Origin of the sequence: Mucilaginibacter sp. 5C4 (genome assembly GCF_034345625.1) — a bacterium.
Lineage (GTDB): Bacteria > Bacteroidota > Bacteroidia > Sphingobacteriales > Sphingobacteriaceae > Mucilaginibacter > Mucilaginibacter aurantiaciroseus.
This window is the reverse complement of the sequence record NZ_CP133775.1, coordinates 1852443-1870237: the sequence shown is the minus strand read 5'-3', so window position 1 is coordinate 1870237 and position 17795 is coordinate 1852443. Positions and strand designations below refer to the sequence as shown.

19 protein-coding genes are annotated in these 17795 nt (G+C 38.8%); 2 read left to right on the top strand and 17 right to left on the bottom strand.

Translation table 11 applies throughout. The features are described from left to right. The first annotated feature begins 151 nt into the window (after positions 1-151). Positions 152-379: a hypothetical protein gene (locus RHM67_RS08805; RefSeq protein ID WP_322231762.1), complete on the top strand. Its 228-nt coding sequence runs from the start codon at positions 152-154 to the stop codon at positions 377-379. A 60-nt stretch (positions 380-439) separates the two neighbouring features. Here the strand turns inward: RHM67_RS08805 and dnaE are convergent, their stop codons facing one another. Genes dnaE through dinB form a run of 3 tightly spaced genes read right to left on the bottom strand, consistent with a single transcriptional unit; the run spans position 440 to position 4543 of the window. Beyond that, on the bottom strand, positions 440-2647 hold the full coding sequence (dnaE, locus tag RHM67_RS08800) for a DNA polymerase III subunit alpha (RefSeq protein ID WP_322231761.1): 2208 nt from the start codon (positions 2645-2647) through the stop codon (positions 440-442). Next, the gene (locus RHM67_RS08795; RefSeq protein ID WP_322231760.1) at positions 2632-3336 is read right to left on the bottom strand and encodes a PHP domain-containing protein; all 705 of its coding nucleotides are present in this window, start codon (positions 3334-3336) and stop codon (positions 2632-2634) included. Before RHM67_RS08795 ends, dnaE begins: the two co-directional genes overlap by 16 nt. Before the next feature lie 49 nt (positions 3337-3385). After that, the gene (gene dinB, locus RHM67_RS08790; protein ID WP_322231759.1) at positions 3386-4543 is read right to left on the bottom strand and encodes a DNA polymerase IV; all 1158 of its coding nucleotides are present in this window, start codon (positions 4541-4543) and stop codon (positions 3386-3388) included. A 117-nt stretch (positions 4544-4660) separates the two neighbouring features. Between dinB and RHM67_RS08785 the strand changes: the two genes are divergently transcribed. Continuing rightward, a complete protein-coding gene (locus RHM67_RS08785; protein WP_322231758.1) occupies positions 4661-4897 on the top strand; it encodes a hypothetical protein in 237 nt (78 codons plus the stop codon). Between the two features lie 12 nt (positions 4898-4909). Here RHM67_RS08785 and RHM67_RS08780 read toward each other — a convergent pair whose 3' ends face one another. The 14 genes from RHM67_RS08780 to RHM67_RS08715 all read right to left on the bottom strand — a co-directional run bounded on the left by RHM67_RS08780 (position 4910) and on the right by RHM67_RS08715 (position 17146). Then, the gene (locus RHM67_RS08780; RefSeq protein WP_322231757.1) at positions 4910-5731 is read right to left on the bottom strand and encodes an SOS response-associated peptidase; all 822 of its coding nucleotides are present in this window, start codon (positions 5729-5731) and stop codon (positions 4910-4912) included. Between the two features lies 1 nt (position 5732). Further along, positions 5733-5969: a hypothetical protein gene (locus tag RHM67_RS08775; protein ID WP_322231756.1), complete on the bottom strand. Its 237-nt coding sequence runs from the start codon at positions 5967-5969 to the stop codon at positions 5733-5735. A 52-nt stretch (positions 5970-6021) separates the two neighbouring features. Next, positions 6022-6228, bottom strand: coding sequence for a hypothetical protein (locus RHM67_RS08770; protein ID WP_322231755.1), 207 nt, complete (start codon positions 6226-6228; stop codon positions 6022-6024). A gap of 223 nt (positions 6229-6451) precedes the next feature. Further along, positions 6452-6949, bottom strand: coding sequence for a hypothetical protein (locus RHM67_RS08765; protein ID WP_322231754.1), 498 nt, complete (start codon positions 6947-6949; stop codon positions 6452-6454). 108 nt (positions 6950-7057) lie between these two features. Then, a complete protein-coding gene (locus tag RHM67_RS08760; RefSeq protein WP_322231752.1) occupies positions 7058-7666 on the bottom strand; it encodes a hypothetical protein in 609 nt (202 codons plus the stop codon). A gap of 64 nt (positions 7667-7730) precedes the next feature. Beyond that, entirely contained in the window at positions 7731-8483 is a 753-nt protein-coding gene (gene istB, locus RHM67_RS08755) for an IS21-like element helper ATPase IstB (RefSeq protein ID WP_183568824.1), read from the bottom strand. A 19-nt stretch (positions 8484-8502) separates the two neighbouring features. Further along, positions 8503-10032, bottom strand: coding sequence for an IS21 family transposase (gene istA, locus RHM67_RS08750; protein ID WP_322231709.1), 1530 nt, complete (start codon positions 10030-10032; stop codon positions 8503-8505). Positions 10033-10223: 191 nt separating this feature from the next. Continuing rightward, positions 10224-12320, bottom strand: a complete 2097-nt coding sequence (locus RHM67_RS08745) for a DUF7017 domain-containing protein (protein WP_322231750.1) — start codon at positions 12318-12320, stop codon at positions 10224-10226. Beyond that, on the bottom strand, positions 12320-14458 hold the full coding sequence (locus RHM67_RS08740) for an ATP-dependent DNA helicase (RefSeq protein WP_322231748.1): 2139 nt from the start codon (positions 14456-14458) through the stop codon (positions 12320-12322). The genes RHM67_RS08745 and RHM67_RS08740 overlap by 1 nt, the downstream gene beginning before the upstream one ends. Before the next feature lie 371 nt (positions 14459-14829). Next, positions 14830-15027: a hypothetical protein gene (locus RHM67_RS08735; protein ID WP_322231747.1), complete on the bottom strand. Its 198-nt coding sequence runs from the start codon at positions 15025-15027 to the stop codon at positions 14830-14832. A 38-nt stretch (positions 15028-15065) separates the two neighbouring features. Next, positions 15066-16133 carry a DUF932 domain-containing protein gene (locus RHM67_RS08730; RefSeq protein WP_322231745.1) on the bottom strand — a complete coding sequence of 356 codons (1068 nt, stop codon included), beginning with the start codon at positions 16131-16133 and terminating at the stop codon, positions 15066-15068. A gap of 12 nt (positions 16134-16145) precedes the next feature. After that, positions 16146-16316 carry a hypothetical protein gene (locus RHM67_RS08725; RefSeq protein ID WP_322231743.1) on the bottom strand — a complete coding sequence of 57 codons (171 nt, stop codon included), beginning with the start codon at positions 16314-16316 and terminating at the stop codon, positions 16146-16148. A gap of 4 nt (positions 16317-16320) precedes the next feature. Then, positions 16321-16449, bottom strand: a complete 129-nt coding sequence (locus RHM67_RS08720) for a hypothetical protein (RefSeq protein WP_256474505.1) — start codon at positions 16447-16449, stop codon at positions 16321-16323. Between the two features lie 70 nt (positions 16450-16519). Next, complete coding sequence (locus RHM67_RS08715) at positions 16520-17146, bottom strand: hypothetical protein (RefSeq protein WP_322231742.1); 627 nt, start codon at positions 17144-17146, stop codon at positions 16520-16522. Between the last annotated feature and the right edge of the window lie 649 nt (positions 17147-17795).

The window sequence follows — 17795 nt, the reverse complement described above, 5'->3', positions numbered from 1 at the left end:
CCTGTTGATCGAGGGCGAAAAGACGAAGTGGGTTTTGAGCTGATCAATTCCTGATTTTAGTGCATTGGAGATTAATTGCTCTTAATAGGCTACAGTTATGGCTATATTAACTTGCAACAAATCATTTTGATATATTATTAAATTGTAATGAATGAGTTATGAAATCCTTTTAGCCGATGGCGTTGTCATACTGTTTCAGATCACCGCCGCAACTTTTAAAACCTGGAAAGTATGGAATGTTAAATTTACAGATGGCAGAGAAGTAATGCTTTATAAATGTGGTACCGAATGGGTACAGCGAAATGAAGATCACCTGGACAATGCCGCGATCATAGCCATAGGGAAGTGCATTGATAGTATAGGTCAACGAAAAGGATAATCACTTAACGTATCACTAATAAAGATTAATTACGGTATTGATTTTACTACTCTTGACACATCATTCCATAACTGGATTACCTAAAATCGGCAGCTTAGCAAATTTCAGAACTTCTATGCTTGCAAACCCAAATTCCTGAACGACTTTACCCTCCAATAAATAACACCCAGCACCTCTAAACGGGTACGCAGGGGTAGAATTGGGGAAATGGACGGTATCAAAGAAATTGCTTTCCACATCTAAAAAGGTCCCAAACCACATTTTTTTATTTGTTTTCGTATGTACCTTTTTTTCACATACATATAATCCAACCATTCTAACCAACTGCCCAACGTGGTTGATCAAATCGCCCGCACATATCTCGCCTCTGTATTCCGTTTCCAAAAGGTCAAACATGGACATGCTCAAAGAAAATCCTAAAATTTCTAATTCATGGTAAGCATTTTCTAACCTGGTATTCACTAATTCCGGCAGGCTGTAATTCTTTGCCTCCATGCAAAATAGCTCAATGTCCTTTTCGGGCTTCACTTTATTACCCATTAATAAATGCACTCCCCAGAGCAATTCCTTTTTGCTTTTTCCAGTAAAACGCAAGGCACCGACACGGATTAAAATGATAGCTTGCTCTAATCCGATACCTGTACGTTTTATCAAATCCTCCAGGCTTTGATAAATACCATTTTCGCGTCGTTCTTCGGGAATACGCACTATGAAGGTGTCATTTAAACCGTGGACACCAATAAACCCCAAATACACATCTACTCCGCTGATGTTCACAATGCTATCGCTGTTATTCACACAAGGTAAATGTATGTTGGCCCCTGCTTTCTGCAATTCATGCACATAAAGGGCACGGTTGTAAAAACCTCCATAATTATTAAGCACGGCGACCATAAATTCCCTTGGATAATAGGTTTTCAAAAAAAGGCTTTGGTAGCTTTCGACTGCGAAACTGGCCGAATGTGCTTTAGAGAAACTATAACCTGCAAATGAAGACACCTGCCGCCATACCTCTGCTACGACCTCATCAGGCCTGCCTAACTTTTTAGCTTCTTCAAAAAAACGTTCTACCAATCGGTCAAACTCTTTTTTTGAGCGGTATTTACCACTCATGCCCCTACGCAATATATCAGCATCAGTACCGTCCATACCGGCGAAATGAATGCAAATTTTAATCACATCCTCCTGATAAACCATTACGCCATAGGTTTCTTTCAGTTGTTCCTCCATTACGGGATGGAGATAGTTAACTGTTTCAGGAGCATGATGGTATTTAATATATGCACCCATCATACCTGAACTTGCAACACCTGGCCGGATAATAGAGCTGGCCGCAACCAGTATCAAATAATTATCGCAGTCCAGTTTCCTTATCAATTGCCGCATGGCTGGCGATTCGATATAAAAGCAGCCAATAGTATTTCCTGTTTTCAATTGGGCGTTCACTACCGGGTCTTTCATAAATGATTTGACCTGGTGAATATCAATTTTGCGCTGTTGGTTTTCTTCTACCAATTTGACCGCCATCTTAATGTGCCCGATACCACGTTGACTTAAAATATCGTACTTGTCAAAACCTATTTTTTCAGCCTCATACATATCCCATTGCACCGTAGCCATGCCTTTAGGCGGCAAATCAAGGGCTGTGTAGTAGGTTATTGGGTCTTCGGATATAAGCACACCACCCGCATGAATGGAACGCTGATTGGGCATGTTAGCCATACGCTCATAAATGGCCGTGATTTTTTTAAATGTTTCATTATTTCGGTTAAGGGCTGCCCGAGTTTGGTCGGTAAAACCATCAATTTCTGATTTAGGTAAACCCATTACTTTGCCGATTTCCCTAATTATACTGCGGTCTTTAAAAGTTGACATTGTACCTAACAAGGCTGTATGCTGGCTACCGTACCTTTTAAAAATGTAGTCCTGAACATCCTCACGTTCATCCCAGGAATAATCAATATCAAAGTCGGGTGGCGAAGTACGCTGCGCGTTTAAAAACCGTTCAAAATATAGATTGAGTTCTATGGGGTCAACGTCTGTAATTTTAAGGCAATAGGCAACTATACTGTTGGCACCAGAACCACGCCCCACATGATAATAGCCCTGTGAGGAAGAATAACGGATAATGTCCCAGGTAATTAGAAAATAAGCACAAAAGTCGAGTTCATAAATAACCTTTAACTCATGTTTTACTTTTTTTAAAGCTTCTTTGTTAGTTTTACCATAGCGGTATTCCATACCGCTCATGGCTAACTTTTCGAGCAACTCTTTGTCGTTTTTTTATTGCCGGTAAATGTTTTCCGGTTGAGGTTGATCCGTCCTTTGGGATAATCCATTACGCAGCGGTTCATCAGGTTCCGGGTGTTATCCAAAATAAAAGCGTAACGTGCAAATTTCGCCTCTAATTGGCCGGGGGCTAAAAACAAATCTGTTGGCGTACATTTGTCTTCCGGCTTAACCATCGTCAGGACGGCATTCAAGTCAATGCCACGCAAATATTCATGTAAGCGATACTCGATCCGGTCTAATACAAACACCGGCTGTAAAGCCAATAACTTTCCTCTAATAGCTGAAATGTCTTTATTAAATAGTTGGTTTAACTGGTCAAAACGAATACCTAAGTATTCATTATCCTTTAATTCCCCCTGGTATCCATACGGGTAGACCACAAAAGCGTGTTTGAAATCAGGTGAGGCATCTGGTAATGGTTTTTTTTCCAAATTATGCTCGGTCAGAAAATCATTCAGTTCTTTCATTCCTTCCCTATTCTGAGCAATGCCTATATAAAGCAGTCGTTTGTCCTTTCTAAATTCCAAGCCGCCTATTGGCTTTAATCCTTTTTCATCACATTCTCGCATAAATTCCATAATGCCAGTGGAATTATTAATATCAGTTAATGCCATTTGCGTTATACCGCGCGCCATTGCTTCATCCACCAATTTAGGGATAGACATTGTGCCATAACGTAGGCTATATTGGGAATGGACGTTGATATACATGACACTATAAGTTTAAATCCATGCCGGAGGCCAGCTTAATGGAATGAGGCCCGAAACGGCGGCGTATCTTATCCATAGCCTGGCAAAGACTGTATTGTTCTTCGGATGCTGTGTAAAGATCTATTTGCTCAAATCCGTTCACCAGGTTAGATAGCCGAACCCCAACCAATCGGATCAATATTCGCTTTTGGTAGGCTTGCTTAAAAAGGTCTTTTGTTTTCTTTATTAGTATGCCATCCAATGCTGTATAGGGTATGCTGGCCTGTTTGGTCACATCTTCGCGTGTAGAATAACGCACCGTCACAGTGATACAAGCAGTTTGTTTCTTTTTTTGACGAAGTTCAAACGCTAAATCCATTACCATTGAGGTGAGTAAATAATTAATGGAAACCAAATCAATACTATCTTGCTTAAAAGTTATTTGGCTGCTGATCGTCTTTTGCTCCTGGTAAGGAATAACGGGGGAGTCATCAATTCCTTTTGCTTTTTGCAATAGCCAAATACCATTCTTACCTAAAATACTGGTCATATATTCAGGGTGAACTTGTGCGAGTTCATGTATTCGTTTGATGCCCATATCACTCAACTTTATAAAAGTCTTTTCTCCAAGTCCGGGGATTTTGCGGATAGATAAGGGATTCAAAAAGGGTTGCACTCCAATATATTCTATAGAAAGTTCACCATTAGGTTTACATTCATTGGTTGCCATTTTAGAAACGGTTTTGTTTACCGATAATCCAAAAGAAATAGGCAATCCAGTTTCTTTGATGACTTTCAACCGCAGTTCTTTGGCGCATTTCAAAGTGCCATAATGCTTGTCCATCCCCGTCATATCAATATAATGCTCATCGATACTGGCTTTTTCAATGAGCGGCACCTCCTGTTTTAATATTTCGGTGATCTCATGCGAGGCGGTCGTATATTCATCCATATTCCCCCTGATCCAAATACCGTGCGGGCAAAGCATCCTTGCCATCCGTGCCGGCATGGCAGAATGAATACCGAATTTCCGGGCTTCATAACTACAGGAGGCTACAACACCACGATCAGACAGACTGCCAATGATAACGGGTTTACCCGTTAACGACGGATTTTTACGCACTTCTACGGACACAAAAAAGGCATCCTGATCCATGTGTATGATTTGACGGTTCGTGTTCATGAGTTCGACAGTTAAAGGGCTATAAAATTATGCTAATATTTTTAGTATTCCATAGCGTTGCCGACAAATAAATTTTCACATTTGTATTGATAGATTGTTATTCAGTAAATTAGAGTTATGGAAACAGAGAATTTTCAGATAACCATAGGGAAAGTGAATGAACAAACTTTTGACGTGCGGGACTATATCCACCACGAAGGAGAGAAATGCAAATTTGAAATTTACAAAAGTGGCCAGCTAATTTTAAGCCTTGACCCTGATGGGGATTTTTTGAGGATCTGCAAAAACCCCGGTGAACTGGACGAGGAAACCATTCACCTGATTTGCGATAAGATCGAATCTTATCATTTATGAAATTAATTTTTATCAAATAGCGTATTCAATGGCCGGCAAGTCTTCATAAGTAAATGGCGTTGCTGGTTCCAACGTAGCTAAAAACTCTTTTGCGATAGAACAGGCATCCATTTGTTTCGCCGGGAATTGCGATAGCGCGATCTCTGTTATTCTTTCATCATTCAGGTCGCCAAACATCCATTCATAAGCCAAATCATCGTTAAGTATTGTTGGCATCCGTTTTTTAGAGTTATGAACCTGCTGCATTAGTGGGTTGGCCTCCGCAGTTGTTACTGATACAGTTTGCACGATTTCACCTGTATCTTTGTCTGTCCATTCCTGCCAAATACCGGCCATATAAAAGTATTCCTGATCTTTTACGGATATGTAATAAGGGTATTTAATAGAAGTTTTTAAGGGTTGACCAGTTTTTTTATTCAGGGGGAACACATGTCGCCATTCATAGAACCCAGTTGACAGGACCAAACACCTGCGTTTCCTTGCGGCATCTGCATAAATGGACGGGTTGCCTTTTTCATTGGTGAATAAATTTTCTGCTTTGGCGTTTAGCGTAGTATAACCAATATGCCATTTTCCTTGTTCATCCTTATAGCCATTTCTAAATTTAGCTACTGCCTCCCGGTTTTTTAAATACGGAGGTAAAAAGCCCCATTCCATTTGGACAATATCAAAATTCGTTTCATCAGTGTCCCTTTTTAGAACAGCGATTGGAGCATAGGCAAACCCGTTATGTACGGCACGGTTCAAAAAATCGTATTTTTTTACTGCTTTCTCTAATTGCAATAATTTAATAAACTCCGCTCTTGATACTTTTTGACCGTTATAGTAACACATCCTATTTATTTTTTAAATACTCTGCAATTCTTGCTCCAAAAAATTCAGCCTCTTTCTGACGTCCTTGTGGTAAGGACGTCCAAAATGGGCGATTGCCTCCTAACGCTTCGTGAACTACCAACGGCGGCCTGCCGTCTGAAAATTCAATTCTAAAAACTTCATCACTGGCTACAAAATGGCTGGTAACAGTCATGGTGATGTCTGATAAGACAATTTCAAAAGTAGGGTCAGTTTGCATAGAGATTTAAAATTACAAAAAATAACTATCCGCCAGTTAAATGGCTCTTCTATTATTCTTTACCATTCGCATCAAAAAATCTCAGTTGCTGTTGCCAATCTTCCCAAATCATCACCATTGCCAACGTATCCAGTTCGCAATACTTTAAAAGTGAGGAGTGAATAGCTTTCCTTTCCTCGGGTTTCATTTCTGTAAATTGCATTTGGGCATAAGCCATCATTGCTGCCCCACCATCACTTAATTCAGCCTCCTCATCCATCAGCAGGTCGTCTAATAAAGATTCGTCTATTTCGGTAAATATAGGCTCCAGCTGCTTATAAGGACTGATTACCTCACCCTGGGGAGTAAGTCCGATCCATACCTTTTCACTGAAATTTAAACTCTGATTTTTTTCCCTGTAGATGGGGCGGCTATACTTTTCCTGAAGGAACGAGCTATTGTTTAGAATAGCTTGGATATTCCGCTGATATTGACCACCTGATTCATGAATCGTTTGACACCCGATTCCGCTGCAAATTGATTACATACTTTTGGAAGGTAACATCATAAACATAGGGTTGCCATTTTGGAGATATTCCATTGGCATTTGAAATTGATGCTTTTAAGTTTGTCGGATCGTATGATTTTGCCTTAACTTCAAATAATTTCAGGCTGTTCCCGTCTTTGACAACGATGTCTGCCCTGATAAAAAACAAATCAAAACAGAAAGCAGCTTCATAAATGGTTACCTTATCTAAAAGCAATAGTTCATTGGTTTTTAGAAGTGCTTTGTCATAATCAAGTTCGTCGATTTTTATTCCGCCAGGAAAATAACATTTCGCCAATTCACCAACCTGAAATCCACCATTGGCCAAAGCTTCCAAAAAAGTGTCCTGAATCTTCTTATCAGGGTACTCTTTTTTCGAATTATAAAAAAGCTTAGTCGGACATTCTAATGCAAGTTTTAATTTGGATTTTGTTAAATACCGTTGGCCTGACATTGATTTGGGTTTATATCCAAATTTAACATTAAGTTCAATATTAAAAAATCCTTATTAAATGCCTTACTTTAAGTAGTCCGAGCACCTTTCGGATATAGTAATGACGACTTATTTATCTAATCCTGTAATATTGTGTATTTTCCACTTTTCGCCTGTAAAAATAAGGGTGGCTTTTACTTGGCAGTTTTTAGTGATTTTATAACTTTCCAAAAGTTGTCGTGGAACATAATAATCTGATATAAAGCCAAAATCCGGCTTTACTCTATTTGCTTCTTCAATGTCTTCAATATCCAAATCCTCGTATTCATGAGTGACACCCTGCATCTTAAATTTTAGTTTCAACAGGCCAACAATATCTTTTCTAAGACTTTGAGAAAATTCGGCGGTAGGTTCAATAGATAGAACTCTTATTCGTTGTTTGTTTTGTTTTTTATCGAATTTTACAACAGTTGATAACTTAATAAACTCTCCTTCTTTTGGTCTAAGTTTGGTTTCAGTAAATTTGATAATTCCCTGTAAATTCTGGTTAATAACAAAGTGAAAAAGTTCTTTCTCTTCATTTACTCCATCGACTATTGCAATATTACATTGGAATTTATCGATTACATTTTCTTTTTCAATTTTCTTTATATCTTTTAGTTCTATTCTAATTTCGTCCTTTATTTTGATATTCCGGGGATGTTGACCACCTGATTCCGTGGCAAAGTGACCAGGCAATTAGCTGGCGAACGATAGCAGCGAGAGCTGTAAAAGCGTTTTCAAAGTTAGTTATTAAAAGTGGTTATTGATAACTGACTTCTTTATCATCAGTTCTTCGTTTTTTTCTCATCGATTCACCTTTCAGCTCGATACGATGGGCACTGTGTACGATCCGGTCCAGGATAGCATCAGCAATTGTTTTTTCACCTATTACATCATACCATTTGCTAACCGGCAATTGAGAGGTAATGATCAGTGAGGTTTTACCATGCCGGTCTTCAATGATCTCCATCAGTGCAGCCCTGCTTTGCGCATCAAAAGGCTGGATACCGAAGTCATCCAATATCAGTAATTGTTGCCGCTCGATCTTGGCTACCTCTTTGAGATATGAACCATCAGCTTTAGCCATTTTGAGTTTAGAGAACAGCTTGGGCGTACTGGCATAAAAGACCCTGTAGCCGAGTGTGCAGGCCTGGTAACCAATAGCAGAGGCGATATAGCTTTTACCGATACCTGTGCTGCCTGTGATCAGCAGGTTCTCATTGCGCTCGATGAATGTACAGTCCGCCAGGCGCATGATCTGGTTACGGTCGATACTTCGGTCGGCATGATAGTGAACGTCCTCTACCGAGGCTTTATAGCGGAACTTTGCATAATAGATCTGCCGTTCGATACGCCTGTTATGCCGGTCATCCCACTCTGCGTCCACCAGGTGTGCCAGTAACTCATCTGCTGTATAATCCTCTGTTTTACCTGTTTCCAGGGTGCTTTGAAAAGCATGGTACATGCCGAAGAACTTGAGCTTCCGCATTTTGTCTAACGTGTTTGTGTTCATTTCATTGGTTGTTTAAAAGTTATTTGTAATAGTCTTCTCCTCTGATATTATCATGGCTGGGCATAGGTAGCTCATCAGCGAATATGCTTTCTTCATACTGATCCATTTTCTTTTCCAGGATCATGTGAATGGTCTTGTAGTTATAAACGCCATAGTGCAGGCCCCGCCTGCATGCCAGGATCAGGCGTTCGTTACCTACTTTGCGGGAGAAGCCAAGGATACCCAGGCAGGACTTATAAGCTTGCTCCGGGTGTTGTTTGCGGTCGAATATATTATGGATGTAAAGCCTGACATCCTCATGGATGGAAGAGGCCCAGCCCAGGAACTTGTCCTGTGACCAGTCAGCAACGAACTGGTGCGTAGAAGCCAGATGGTCTTTTTCGGTCGTATAAAGGTATAGTCCTCTTGTACGTTTATGCATGGCGATACGCTCATAATGATAAAAGGCCTCTACAGAAGAACTGGAATAAAGTAGTTTGATCTTCCTGCCGATAAACCGGTAAGGAACACTATAATAATGCTTATCAGGCCCAAGGCATACATACCCGTTCTTCATCACGGTGGCATGGAACTGCTTTTTAAGCTCATAACGCAACACTGGTAATGGCATAAGCGCTTCGCGCTCTATCTCATCAAACTGTTGCCTGCGGCTGTAGTTCCGGCCCTGTAAGAACCTGTTGTTGTGTTCTTCGAGCACTTGCCTGATCGCCTCATTCAATTCCTTTAACGAGTGGTAGATCCCTTTCCTTAAAGGAGCATAGATCCGGGTATACATGATCTTAACCGCTCCTTCGACCAGGGCTTTATCACGAGGGCGGAACGCCCGAGCTGGTAGAATGGTAGTGCCATAATGATCAGCGAAGTCAGCGAATGATTCATTAAGGGTTGGTTCATAGCGACTGCTTTTGGTCACCGCTGCTTTCAGGTTATCAGGTACGATCGCATCAGGCACGCCACCGATATAATGCAGGGTATTCTCACAGGCCGTAATAAAGTCTTCCTTTTGCTGGCTGCCCACCGCTTCCACATAAGTAAGCTGGCTGGCCCCAAGGATAGCTACAAATACCTCAACGGTAATGATCTCGCCGGTATCCTTATCGGTAATGCTGAGCTTTTGCCCTGCAAAGTCCACATACAACTTATCGCCGGCTTTGTGATCCATGTGCATGGTCGGGTTGACCCGGTTCTTCCACTGGTTATAATAGAAGCAGAACTGGCTGTACTGGTAGCCGTCAGGGAACTCTCTATAATATTCCGCCCATAAGATATGGCGGTTTACGCCGGTGCGTTTGAGCTCTTTGTCAACATGTGGAAAGCACCGCAGCATGGACTGCATACGGCTTGTAGGAGGCATCTCCCTGCTTTTTCCGAAGAAGTCCTCCAGTTCCTTATCGTTCAGCGCATCTACCTCCTCGAACGTAAAGCCACTATCTTTAAACGAGGCCAGGTACTTTTTTACAGTATTCCGGGATGCATCCGCCTGGGCAGCTATCGACATGATACTGCGCCCATTGCTGTACATCCTTAAAATCTTTCTAATCTTACTCATACTAATCGTAGTGTTGGCCATGCTTTTGGAGGTTATGTTAAACCTCGTAAAGATGGGTGCTTCTACAGCATTAGCTGCTCGTTCGGGGTGGTCAATTTGGCCCGGAATGCCTGGTCAGTTTGGCCCGGAATGGGGTGGTCAATTTGACGCGGAATCACTGGTCACATTCCGCCGGAATTGGGTGGTCAATATCAGCGGTATATCCACTTTATTCTTTTAGTAAAAAGTTTTGCTTTTATAAAATCGCCAACCTGATAGAGAATTTTACCTTGAGAAAAAAAAACTTCTTTGTTATCAGCAGTTATAGCGTGAATCACCTTCTTTTCGGCATTAATGTAATCTATTGTCGCATAAACATCATCAAGAATTGACCAGTCGCTTTTGTCTGTCTTCTCAACAATTAATGGGATGAATTTATACTCTGTGATGGTCGTTTTTGCCAACCAGGCAAATTTGGCTTCAACCTCTTTTTTAATTTCTTGCTTGTGTAACTTGAATTTATATACGTTACCGACTGACGATTGCTTTAATAAGCTAAACCTTCTGCTTCCAATTGAAAAGTCTATCGTTTTACCGTTTGTAAAAGCGATTCTTTCTTTGTCTTCGTCATTTTTCCATTTATCAACCAATACTGCCTCTGTCCATTCAATTTCTTTATATGAATATTGTTCGGCAATAGGAACATATTTTTCATAAACACTTCTGTTGTCCTTTAAAGTCGTATTCTGATTTTTTGTTTTATCTGAAATTTCATTAAACAATTCTGACAGTCTCCAACCTTTTAGTTCTCTGTGGCGTTTGTAAGAATTTAGTTCAACAAGACAATTTTCTATCAGGCCATCATCACAAAGAGCCTTAGCTAATTCTAAATGGATATCGCCAAGAAAATCTTCATTTTTTTCAAGTTGGATAGCTTTTGCAAGCATTCCAATTTTTAAGTCCCTATTAGTAGCGAAACAAGAAGAGAATTCATTCCAGATATAGGATTTGTCGCCTAACTCTAAAATGAGTTTTCTATAAATTTCGATTGCTGATTCAAGTTCATTGTTTTTAATGAGCAATAAAGCATTTTCCCTTAATAGCCATTCGTCATTGGGGAACAGCTTAACTGCCTTAGAATAGATGGGCAGTAACCAGCTTTCATTAAATTCTTTGCTTTGTGTTTTGATAATATCGAATGCTTTTTTTAAGCATTTAATAGCCAGTGGCTTGTAAGTATTTTCATCTTTCTTAACTTCCTTCCAGTCTTCATCAAGAAGGTTTTCAGGATTCCAATTTTTGAAAAATTCTAAAAACCTCCATTCTTCGGTTTCTTGCATGTAACGTTCAGCGATATTCAAAACTTCGGAATGCCATTTTGATTTTTCATATTTTGAAAAGGTCTGATTGTATTTGTTGAAAAGAACCCATAGTTCAGGTTGTTTATTTTCCTTATGAACAGTAAATAATCTCCAAAAAAATGGCTCTCTCAACAAATCTAATACCTGTCGAGTAGGAGAAACGCTACTATTCCATGATTTTAAATTAACATTTTCAATAAGATAATCAATATCTATAGCTAAATCCTTATCCGTAAACTCTCTGAAAACCCTTGCAGTTATTGATGGAATTTCTTTGCCATTGAAATGTTGCTTCTCTTTATCTTCACTTCTTAAATTTGAAGGATTCCATAATTTGAAAAAATTATAAAGATTGAAATCCGAATGATCTTTTGAATAATGCAATCCAAAGTTTAATATCATCGAATGAAGCATTGATGGTCTTTCATTCTTCAGATTCATATAATCTTTTAAAAGAGTTCTAACCTGAGTTGAAGTTAGTTCGGCTTCCTTGTCTTTAATATATCTGTAGATAATCCAACCATATGCTTCGTGATGTAATTCAGCAAGACGATTTTCAGCAATAAAATTTTTGAAAATATTTAAAGCATCTTGATGATTTCCGATTTTGCTAAATTCTTCTGCTTTCTGAACTTCAGAATAATTAACATCAATTTTAGGCCGGAGAAAATTCTTTTGGCTTTCTATGATGGTATCTTCTTCCTGAAAATTAATTGAGAGAAGTTGGTTATAATAAATACCGGCTTGACTGACATTTTTATTTGAGATGTAATATTTACTTAAATCAATTAGCGTATAAGCAAATGCCTTTTGAATCCATTCATCGTAAGGTTCAATTGAAAACAATCTTTGTGCAATATTTAAAGCCTCAGTTAATTTATTAAGTTTTGAAATGCCTTCTAAATTTTTCGCTTCATTTCTAAGATCAAATACCCTTTTAGAATCCATTAATGACTGTTTTTTAGAAGTTCATTAATTTCATCAGTTAAACCTGTAGTTCTTGTTGGGATGATTTCCGTTTTCTTAAAGACATTCTTCCCGTCATACCAAAATTTATAAGTAGCGTTTAATCCGTTTTTTTTGAATTCATAAATTTCGCAGTAAGACTTATGCTCTATACTTTTTATCACAAATTTTGAAGATTCAATTTTAATTTTCACACTCTCATAAAACTCTTTCAAAAACGGTTTGTCAAATTCAAAATGGGTGTCGCTTGTCAATTCAGGTACTGTTTCTTCATATAAAACGATAGTTTTATTTTCAAGTTGTATTAATGCGGAATTGATCATTTCAATAAATACTGTCGCGTTTGAAGGCTTCTCAATTCTTGAAACCTTATTTTGGTTGTTAAAATGAATTTTAAAAACTACTGCCTCATTACCTTGGGAAAATGTATAATGTTCCAAAAAACTTGTATGCTTAATTGTGTTTATTTTCAAGTTTGCATCTTTCAAGAGATCACTGATTGCAAAAAAAATATTTTTCAGAAATGGGATTTCAGTCGGAAAGATAAAAGGGATTTCCATTTCCAATATTTCACTTTTCAAAATAAGCAAATCCTGTCTTGGTAAAATGTTTTCAATTCTTGGCGGTTGAAGATTGCTATCAATTTGAAAATGTGGTTCGTTAATAGTAAACAGATTTTCCGTTGCTCTTGTTATGCCTGTGTAAAGCCAACGGAAATAACTCGAATTAAAATACCCCATTGATGTTTTGCAATTCAAAAAAGTATTTTTCCATTCTCCGCCTTGTGCTTTGTGACAGGTAACAGCATAACCAAATTTAATTTGCAAAGCATTAAAATAGGGATCAGCCCTTAAGCTGTCCTTAAACTCTTTGCTTCCTGCACTCAGTTTAGCATTGCGAATTTTGAAATCAATATAAATGGCTTTGCGTTCATCTGAGCTTAAGTCTCGATTATTTGAATAGAGTAGGTTTTCGATGATTTTGCATTCAATGCTTTGCTTATTTTGCTGGTCGTCGGTAAAAGCAATAATCGTATTACGAAAGTTCAATTGAACCTCAATTTCAACTAATTTTCCATCTTTATTTTTCCTTTTTAATTTTATTACTCTGCGTTCATTTATTGGGGCCACTTGTTGTACAAATCCAAAATCGCCATTGAGCAATTCTATTTTTTGATTGTAATTATTGCTAACTAAAATCACTTTATCGCCTACAGTTAGAAATTGTTGATTTGGGAAAAAATGGTTTCTAACAAAATCGTTATATTCTTTGACCGATGAGTTGGAATGAGCTATAATTATAGTTTCGTCATCAATAATATTATTGCACGCCAATAAATATTTTGAAAGCAAATCTTCTTGTTTTGTCTGATTTATATCCTCAAATTTTGTTTCAATGTCCAGTTGATTGAATAGATTTGCCTTTAATGATTGACGGATTTTTGTTGCGTTAAAAAGTATTCCGCTATTTGCTTTTTGCCTAACAACATCTGTAAGTTCAAACTCTTTTGATTGGATGTCGCAATTTTCTCTCAAATATTTGCTATCGAGCGCAGGCGAAAAGTTCATATTAACAGGTGGTAACTGCGCGTCGTCGCCTATGAAGATGATTTTTTTGTGATGGTCATTGTTATCAGCATTTATATACATAATTAAATCTTTCAATAAGTATCCAGTGCCAAATCTGAAAAATTCACCCTCAGAATAAGCGTTTGAAAGCATTGAAGATTCGTCTATTATATAAACTGTATTTGATGGGTCTCCGTTATTTTTTAAGTCGTAATAGAATTTAAATGTTTCCGTTCCTTCTTCGTCTTTTACTTTAAATTCCTTTATGTCCTTGCTTGAATAAATCGTTTTATGAATTGTGTATGCTTTGTGCTTTGTCTTTTGTGAAATAACCTTCGCTGCTCTGCCTGTTGGTGCGGCAATTCTGAAACTTCTTTTATTAAAAGTTAGAAAGTCCGAAAGTCCTTTCATCAAGAAAGTTTTTCCTGTTCCAGCATACCCCTTTAGCAAAAAACATGTCGAGCTATCAGTAAGAAATATATCCAACTCATCTACGAGAGAACTTTGTCCCGTAGTCAGAGTGTATGTGGCAAAAAATTCCTGGAGTGTCATTAAATACGCGTTGTAGCTATAGTGAACTTAGGTTTGTTTAAGATAGGAACAAATATATCTTTTCAAGTAGAGAATTTACGATAAGTATTTTAGTTTCATTATAGTTTCTTATATATATTGTCCTCCTCGGAATCTATGGAACTGTATAACCATTCTCTAAATATTTAATAAATTCTATAGATGCCATTTTTGCCTTATTAAAGCAGTCTGAGCATCTTTCAGTATTTTAAAAGCACCCCCTGTTTTCACCAAAGATCATCAAATAATAGGAAAACAGGGGGTGTTCTTCCGGGCGGGCGTAGCCCGCCGCCGGGCAATTTTCAAAATAAGGGGGATTACTCCCCTCTGTGGTAGGTTTATAGAAAAATGACCTATGTAACGGGGTTTATAATTATCACCTGCTCGTTATTATCTATTACGCTCTTTAGCATATTTGTCGCAAGGCTAATTTCAAAATCATCAACTTTAGTGACATTCAAGTTTAAAATGTTAATCTCCTCAAGCTGTTTAAGGCATTTTGATATAATTTTCAAAACCTTAAAATCTGTTTTATCCGCTAAAATACTCATGCTATAAAAATTAAAGGGGGATCGCTCCCCCTTGGTTGTCAATTATAAATCAGCGCCTCGCCTCCGTGCTGTACAAAATCGCTACAAAGGTTAAAAGTAGTTTGCGCCCGTTGCTTGGCAGTTCCATCCATAATAGATTTAAACTTTGCTTCATCACTTTTAAAAGTCCGCACATTTTGAAAATAGCCCGTTACCGCATTGTAAGCACCAAACACCGTTCCGGCTGTAGTTTCTAATTGCTGGGTATGGCTTGCCAAAGCGTATTCATACACATTATCTACGATGTTGGTATAATGGGTAGATAACAGGTCTAATTTACCTTCGGCTAAGTTGGTCAGCACTTCCTTATTAGGTGCCATTGCAATCTGTATTAATTTTTTCACTTCGGTATCGGTGATACGCGCCTTTGCCCATTCGTTAAATAAGCCCTCCATTTCACCCGCTAAAACGTGGCTGATCCCCATAAGAGTATGCGCCTGTTTTAAACGCTCCCCTGCGGATGCCGTATGCCGTATTTTAATGGCGTTGCTATTGCTCTGCATGGCAGCGTTTAGCGTGTTGTTGCAAACTATCCTTATGGGGGTAAAAGCGGCTGTAATGCTCCCTAAACCATCATGTGAGGTGGTTAAAAACAGGTATTGCTCGATCATATCCTTTCTGCCTACTTTGATATAATCGGGTAGTTTAGCGGTTATAAATACCCGTTCGCCATTGCCTAAAGCCCCGGCTGTTTCGTATAAAATACCCTCGCCACCGCCTACGATAGCATCAAAAAAAGAAAAGGCATCCCTGTTTTGTACAACTTCATAATCATTGCCTACTACGCCCAAAACCTGTTCTGTGTCGGCCCTAACGGTCGCAAAGAAATTAGGTACTGCTATTTCAGGGATAATTATACTATCTGCTGTTTTGCCGATATGGTTTGCCGTATCGTAAGTAAACAAAGGGCGTTTTTCAACGATATAATCCAGTCCGGCGTGTTGTATCGCTTCGCTACTGGTCGGGTAACGGTCTATGACCTGCCCGAGGTTGTGCCAAGCTTTTTCTTTCACGCTCATAAAGCTGTTTTTGCCTGTTTTCTGATTGAAATTTATTTGATGTGCCATGATAATTTTAATTTAAAGCGTTTTAGTTTTTAACTGCATGATCTCTGTTTTCAAAACCTTGACATTTTTGGTACTGCTTACCGTTAATTGCGTTTTCGTTTGCAGTTCCTGTATCGCCTCATGTATATCCTTATGCGTGGTTTTGATGGTTATTTTTAGTAGCAAAAAGATTTTATCTTCCATCGCCTTAATTTTGATAGGTGTTTATAAAATCGTTTAACTCGAATTGAAACCTTACCGGGTTTTCCTGTGCTAATTGCTCTGCGTAACCTTCCCAAAATATTTGGTTGGTTAACTCTATAAATTGCTCGTACATCGGATTAACTTTTAAGGTGAAATTTAAAAATGCCCCCGTCCGTTGGCTAACGGAGGGTGCATTAGATTGATTAGGCATTAGGAAAAACGATATTGGCTTCAATTTCCGCCAGTTTGTCGCTGCAAGCATCGAAAATGTATTGAGATACCAAACGTATCAAGCCCGGTGTTGTGGTAATAAATTCCCGGTTCTTATCATCTTTAATAATGAGTTTACAACCCTGATACGGGTTATCTTCCAACTCGTCATTTTCCTGCGCTAACGCCACCTCAAAGGCTGTTAACTGGTTGATACGGGCAATCAGGTTTACCCGTTGGATGCTCCTGCGGTGTAAATCATCCACTACCTTTAAGGTGCTTTCTAAGTTCAAAGCGAATTTTACGGGCTTTACTTCCGCTGTTGGTTCTGCCACCTTTACCGCCTCTGCCTTTGGTTCTTCTTTCAATTCGGGCTTTTCGGGTTGCCCGTCAATGTGAGCGGATTTGTTATCCACTGTAGCGGGGCTATCGGTCTTAATTTCGGCGTTGTGGGTTGCCTCAACTTGCGGAGTTTGGGCAGGTGCTTGATTTTTAACGTTTTCATCTTCTTTGGCTTCCTTTTGGGTTAAGCTTGGGCGGTTTTCAATTCGGTTTGCTGTTTGGTTGTTTTTTGCTGCTGTACCTTGTACTGCGGTTGCATTTTTTTCTGCTGTTTTCATTTTTTTACTGCTTTTAAAGGGTTAAAAAATTTGTTTTTTTATTTCCCTCTTTTCCCGAAGACTTTCCTAAAAAGCTATTTTTCAAAAGAAAAAACGGAAAAAAAGAAAGCAATTAAAAGGTGCCCGCAGCAGGCAAAAGGAAACGGAATAAGTCCCGCAGGGTGAATTGGCGAGGGACGAGCTAATTCATTATGCCGTAGTCTTTTGCGGATATTTTGGAAGTCTTCAGGTGATGCGGGCAAAACCTTAGCTGCCTTTTTCTCCGTTTCGATTGGAAAATAGCTACTTAAAGTGTCTGATCTTTTAGCAATAAATTAAGTGCAGAGAGAAGGCAAGCGCGCTTTTCCCGGCGCAATGCAATGGAGCGGGTAAACAAGTGCAGTCCTGAATGATGCTCTTAATTGCATCTTCCGGCAGTTTAATAAAGCGGATGCTTTTGCAGCGCAGCGAAAATGCAGTAGCAGGATTTTTAAGCAGGCAACTTTTTAAAATCCCCTGTCAAGGATAACAGCGGCATCCTTTCAGAGAAAGATATAGCGTATAGCCTGGCCGTAGGGACAGCATAAAAACGAATCAGAAAATATTAATGCTTAAAATATCCATCATTAAGTGCTTATTTATCTATTAATGATGTAAAAAGCAATCATTA

Bases quoted from the DNA above. Each gene is read 5' to 3' on its own strand.
- RHM67_RS08740 (WP_322231748.1), bottom strand. From the start codon at position 14,458: ATGACACTCCAGGAATTTTTTGCCACATACACTCTGACTACGGGACAA.
- RHM67_RS08745 (WP_322231750.1), bottom strand. From the start codon at position 12,320: ATGGATTCTAAAAGGGTATTTGATCTTAGAAATGAAGCGAAAAATTTA.
- RHM67_RS08765 (WP_322231754.1), bottom strand. From the start codon at position 6,949: ATGTCAGGCCAACGGTATTTAACAAAATCCAAATTAAAACTTGCATTA.
- RHM67_RS08805 (WP_322231762.1), top strand. From the start codon at position 152: ATGAGTTATGAAATCCTTTTAGCCGATGGCGTTGTCATACTGTTTCAG.
- RHM67_RS08730 (WP_322231745.1), bottom strand. From the start codon at position 16,133: ATGGCACATCAAATAAATTTCAATCAGAAAACAGGCAAAAACAGCTTT.
- RHM67_RS08785 (WP_322231758.1), top strand. From the start codon at position 4,661: ATGGAAACAGAGAATTTTCAGATAACCATAGGGAAAGTGAATGAACAA.
- RHM67_RS08725 (WP_322231743.1), bottom strand. From the start codon at position 16,316: ATGGAAGATAAAATCTTTTTGCTACTAAAAATAACCATCAAAACCACG.
- RHM67_RS08715 (WP_322231742.1), bottom strand. From the start codon at position 17,146: ATGAAAACAGCAGAAAAAAATGCAACCGCAGTACAAGGTACAGCAGCA.
- RHM67_RS08770 (WP_322231755.1), bottom strand. From the start codon at position 6,228: ATGGATGAGGAGGCTGAATTAAGTGATGGTGGGGCAGCAATGATGGCT.
- RHM67_RS08735 (WP_322231747.1), bottom strand. From the start codon at position 15,027: ATGAGTATTTTAGCGGATAAAACAGATTTTAAGGTTTTGAAAATTATA.
- RHM67_RS08720 (WP_256474505.1), bottom strand. From the start codon at position 16,449: ATGTACGAGCAATTTATAGAGTTAACCAACCAAATATTTTGGGAAGGT.
- RHM67_RS08795 (WP_322231760.1), bottom strand. From the start codon at position 3,336: ATGTCTATCCCTAAATTGGTGGATGAAGCAATGGCGCGCGGTATAACG.
- dinB (WP_322231759.1), bottom strand. From the start codon at position 4,543: ATGAACACGAACCGTCAAATCATACACATGGATCAGGATGCCTTTTTT.
- istA (WP_322231709.1), bottom strand. From the start codon at position 10,032: ATGAGTAAGATTAGAAAGATTTTAAGGATGTACAGCAATGGGCGCAGT.
- RHM67_RS08775 (WP_322231756.1), bottom strand. From the start codon at position 5,969: ATGCAAACTGACCCTACTTTTGAAATTGTCTTATCAGACATCACCATG.
- istB (WP_183568824.1), bottom strand. From the start codon at position 8,483: ATGAACACAAACACGTTAGACAAAATGCGGAAGCTCAAGTTCTTCGGC.
- RHM67_RS08780 (WP_322231757.1), bottom strand. From the start codon at position 5,731: ATGTGTTACTATAACGGTCAAAAAGTATCAAGAGCGGAGTTTATTAAA.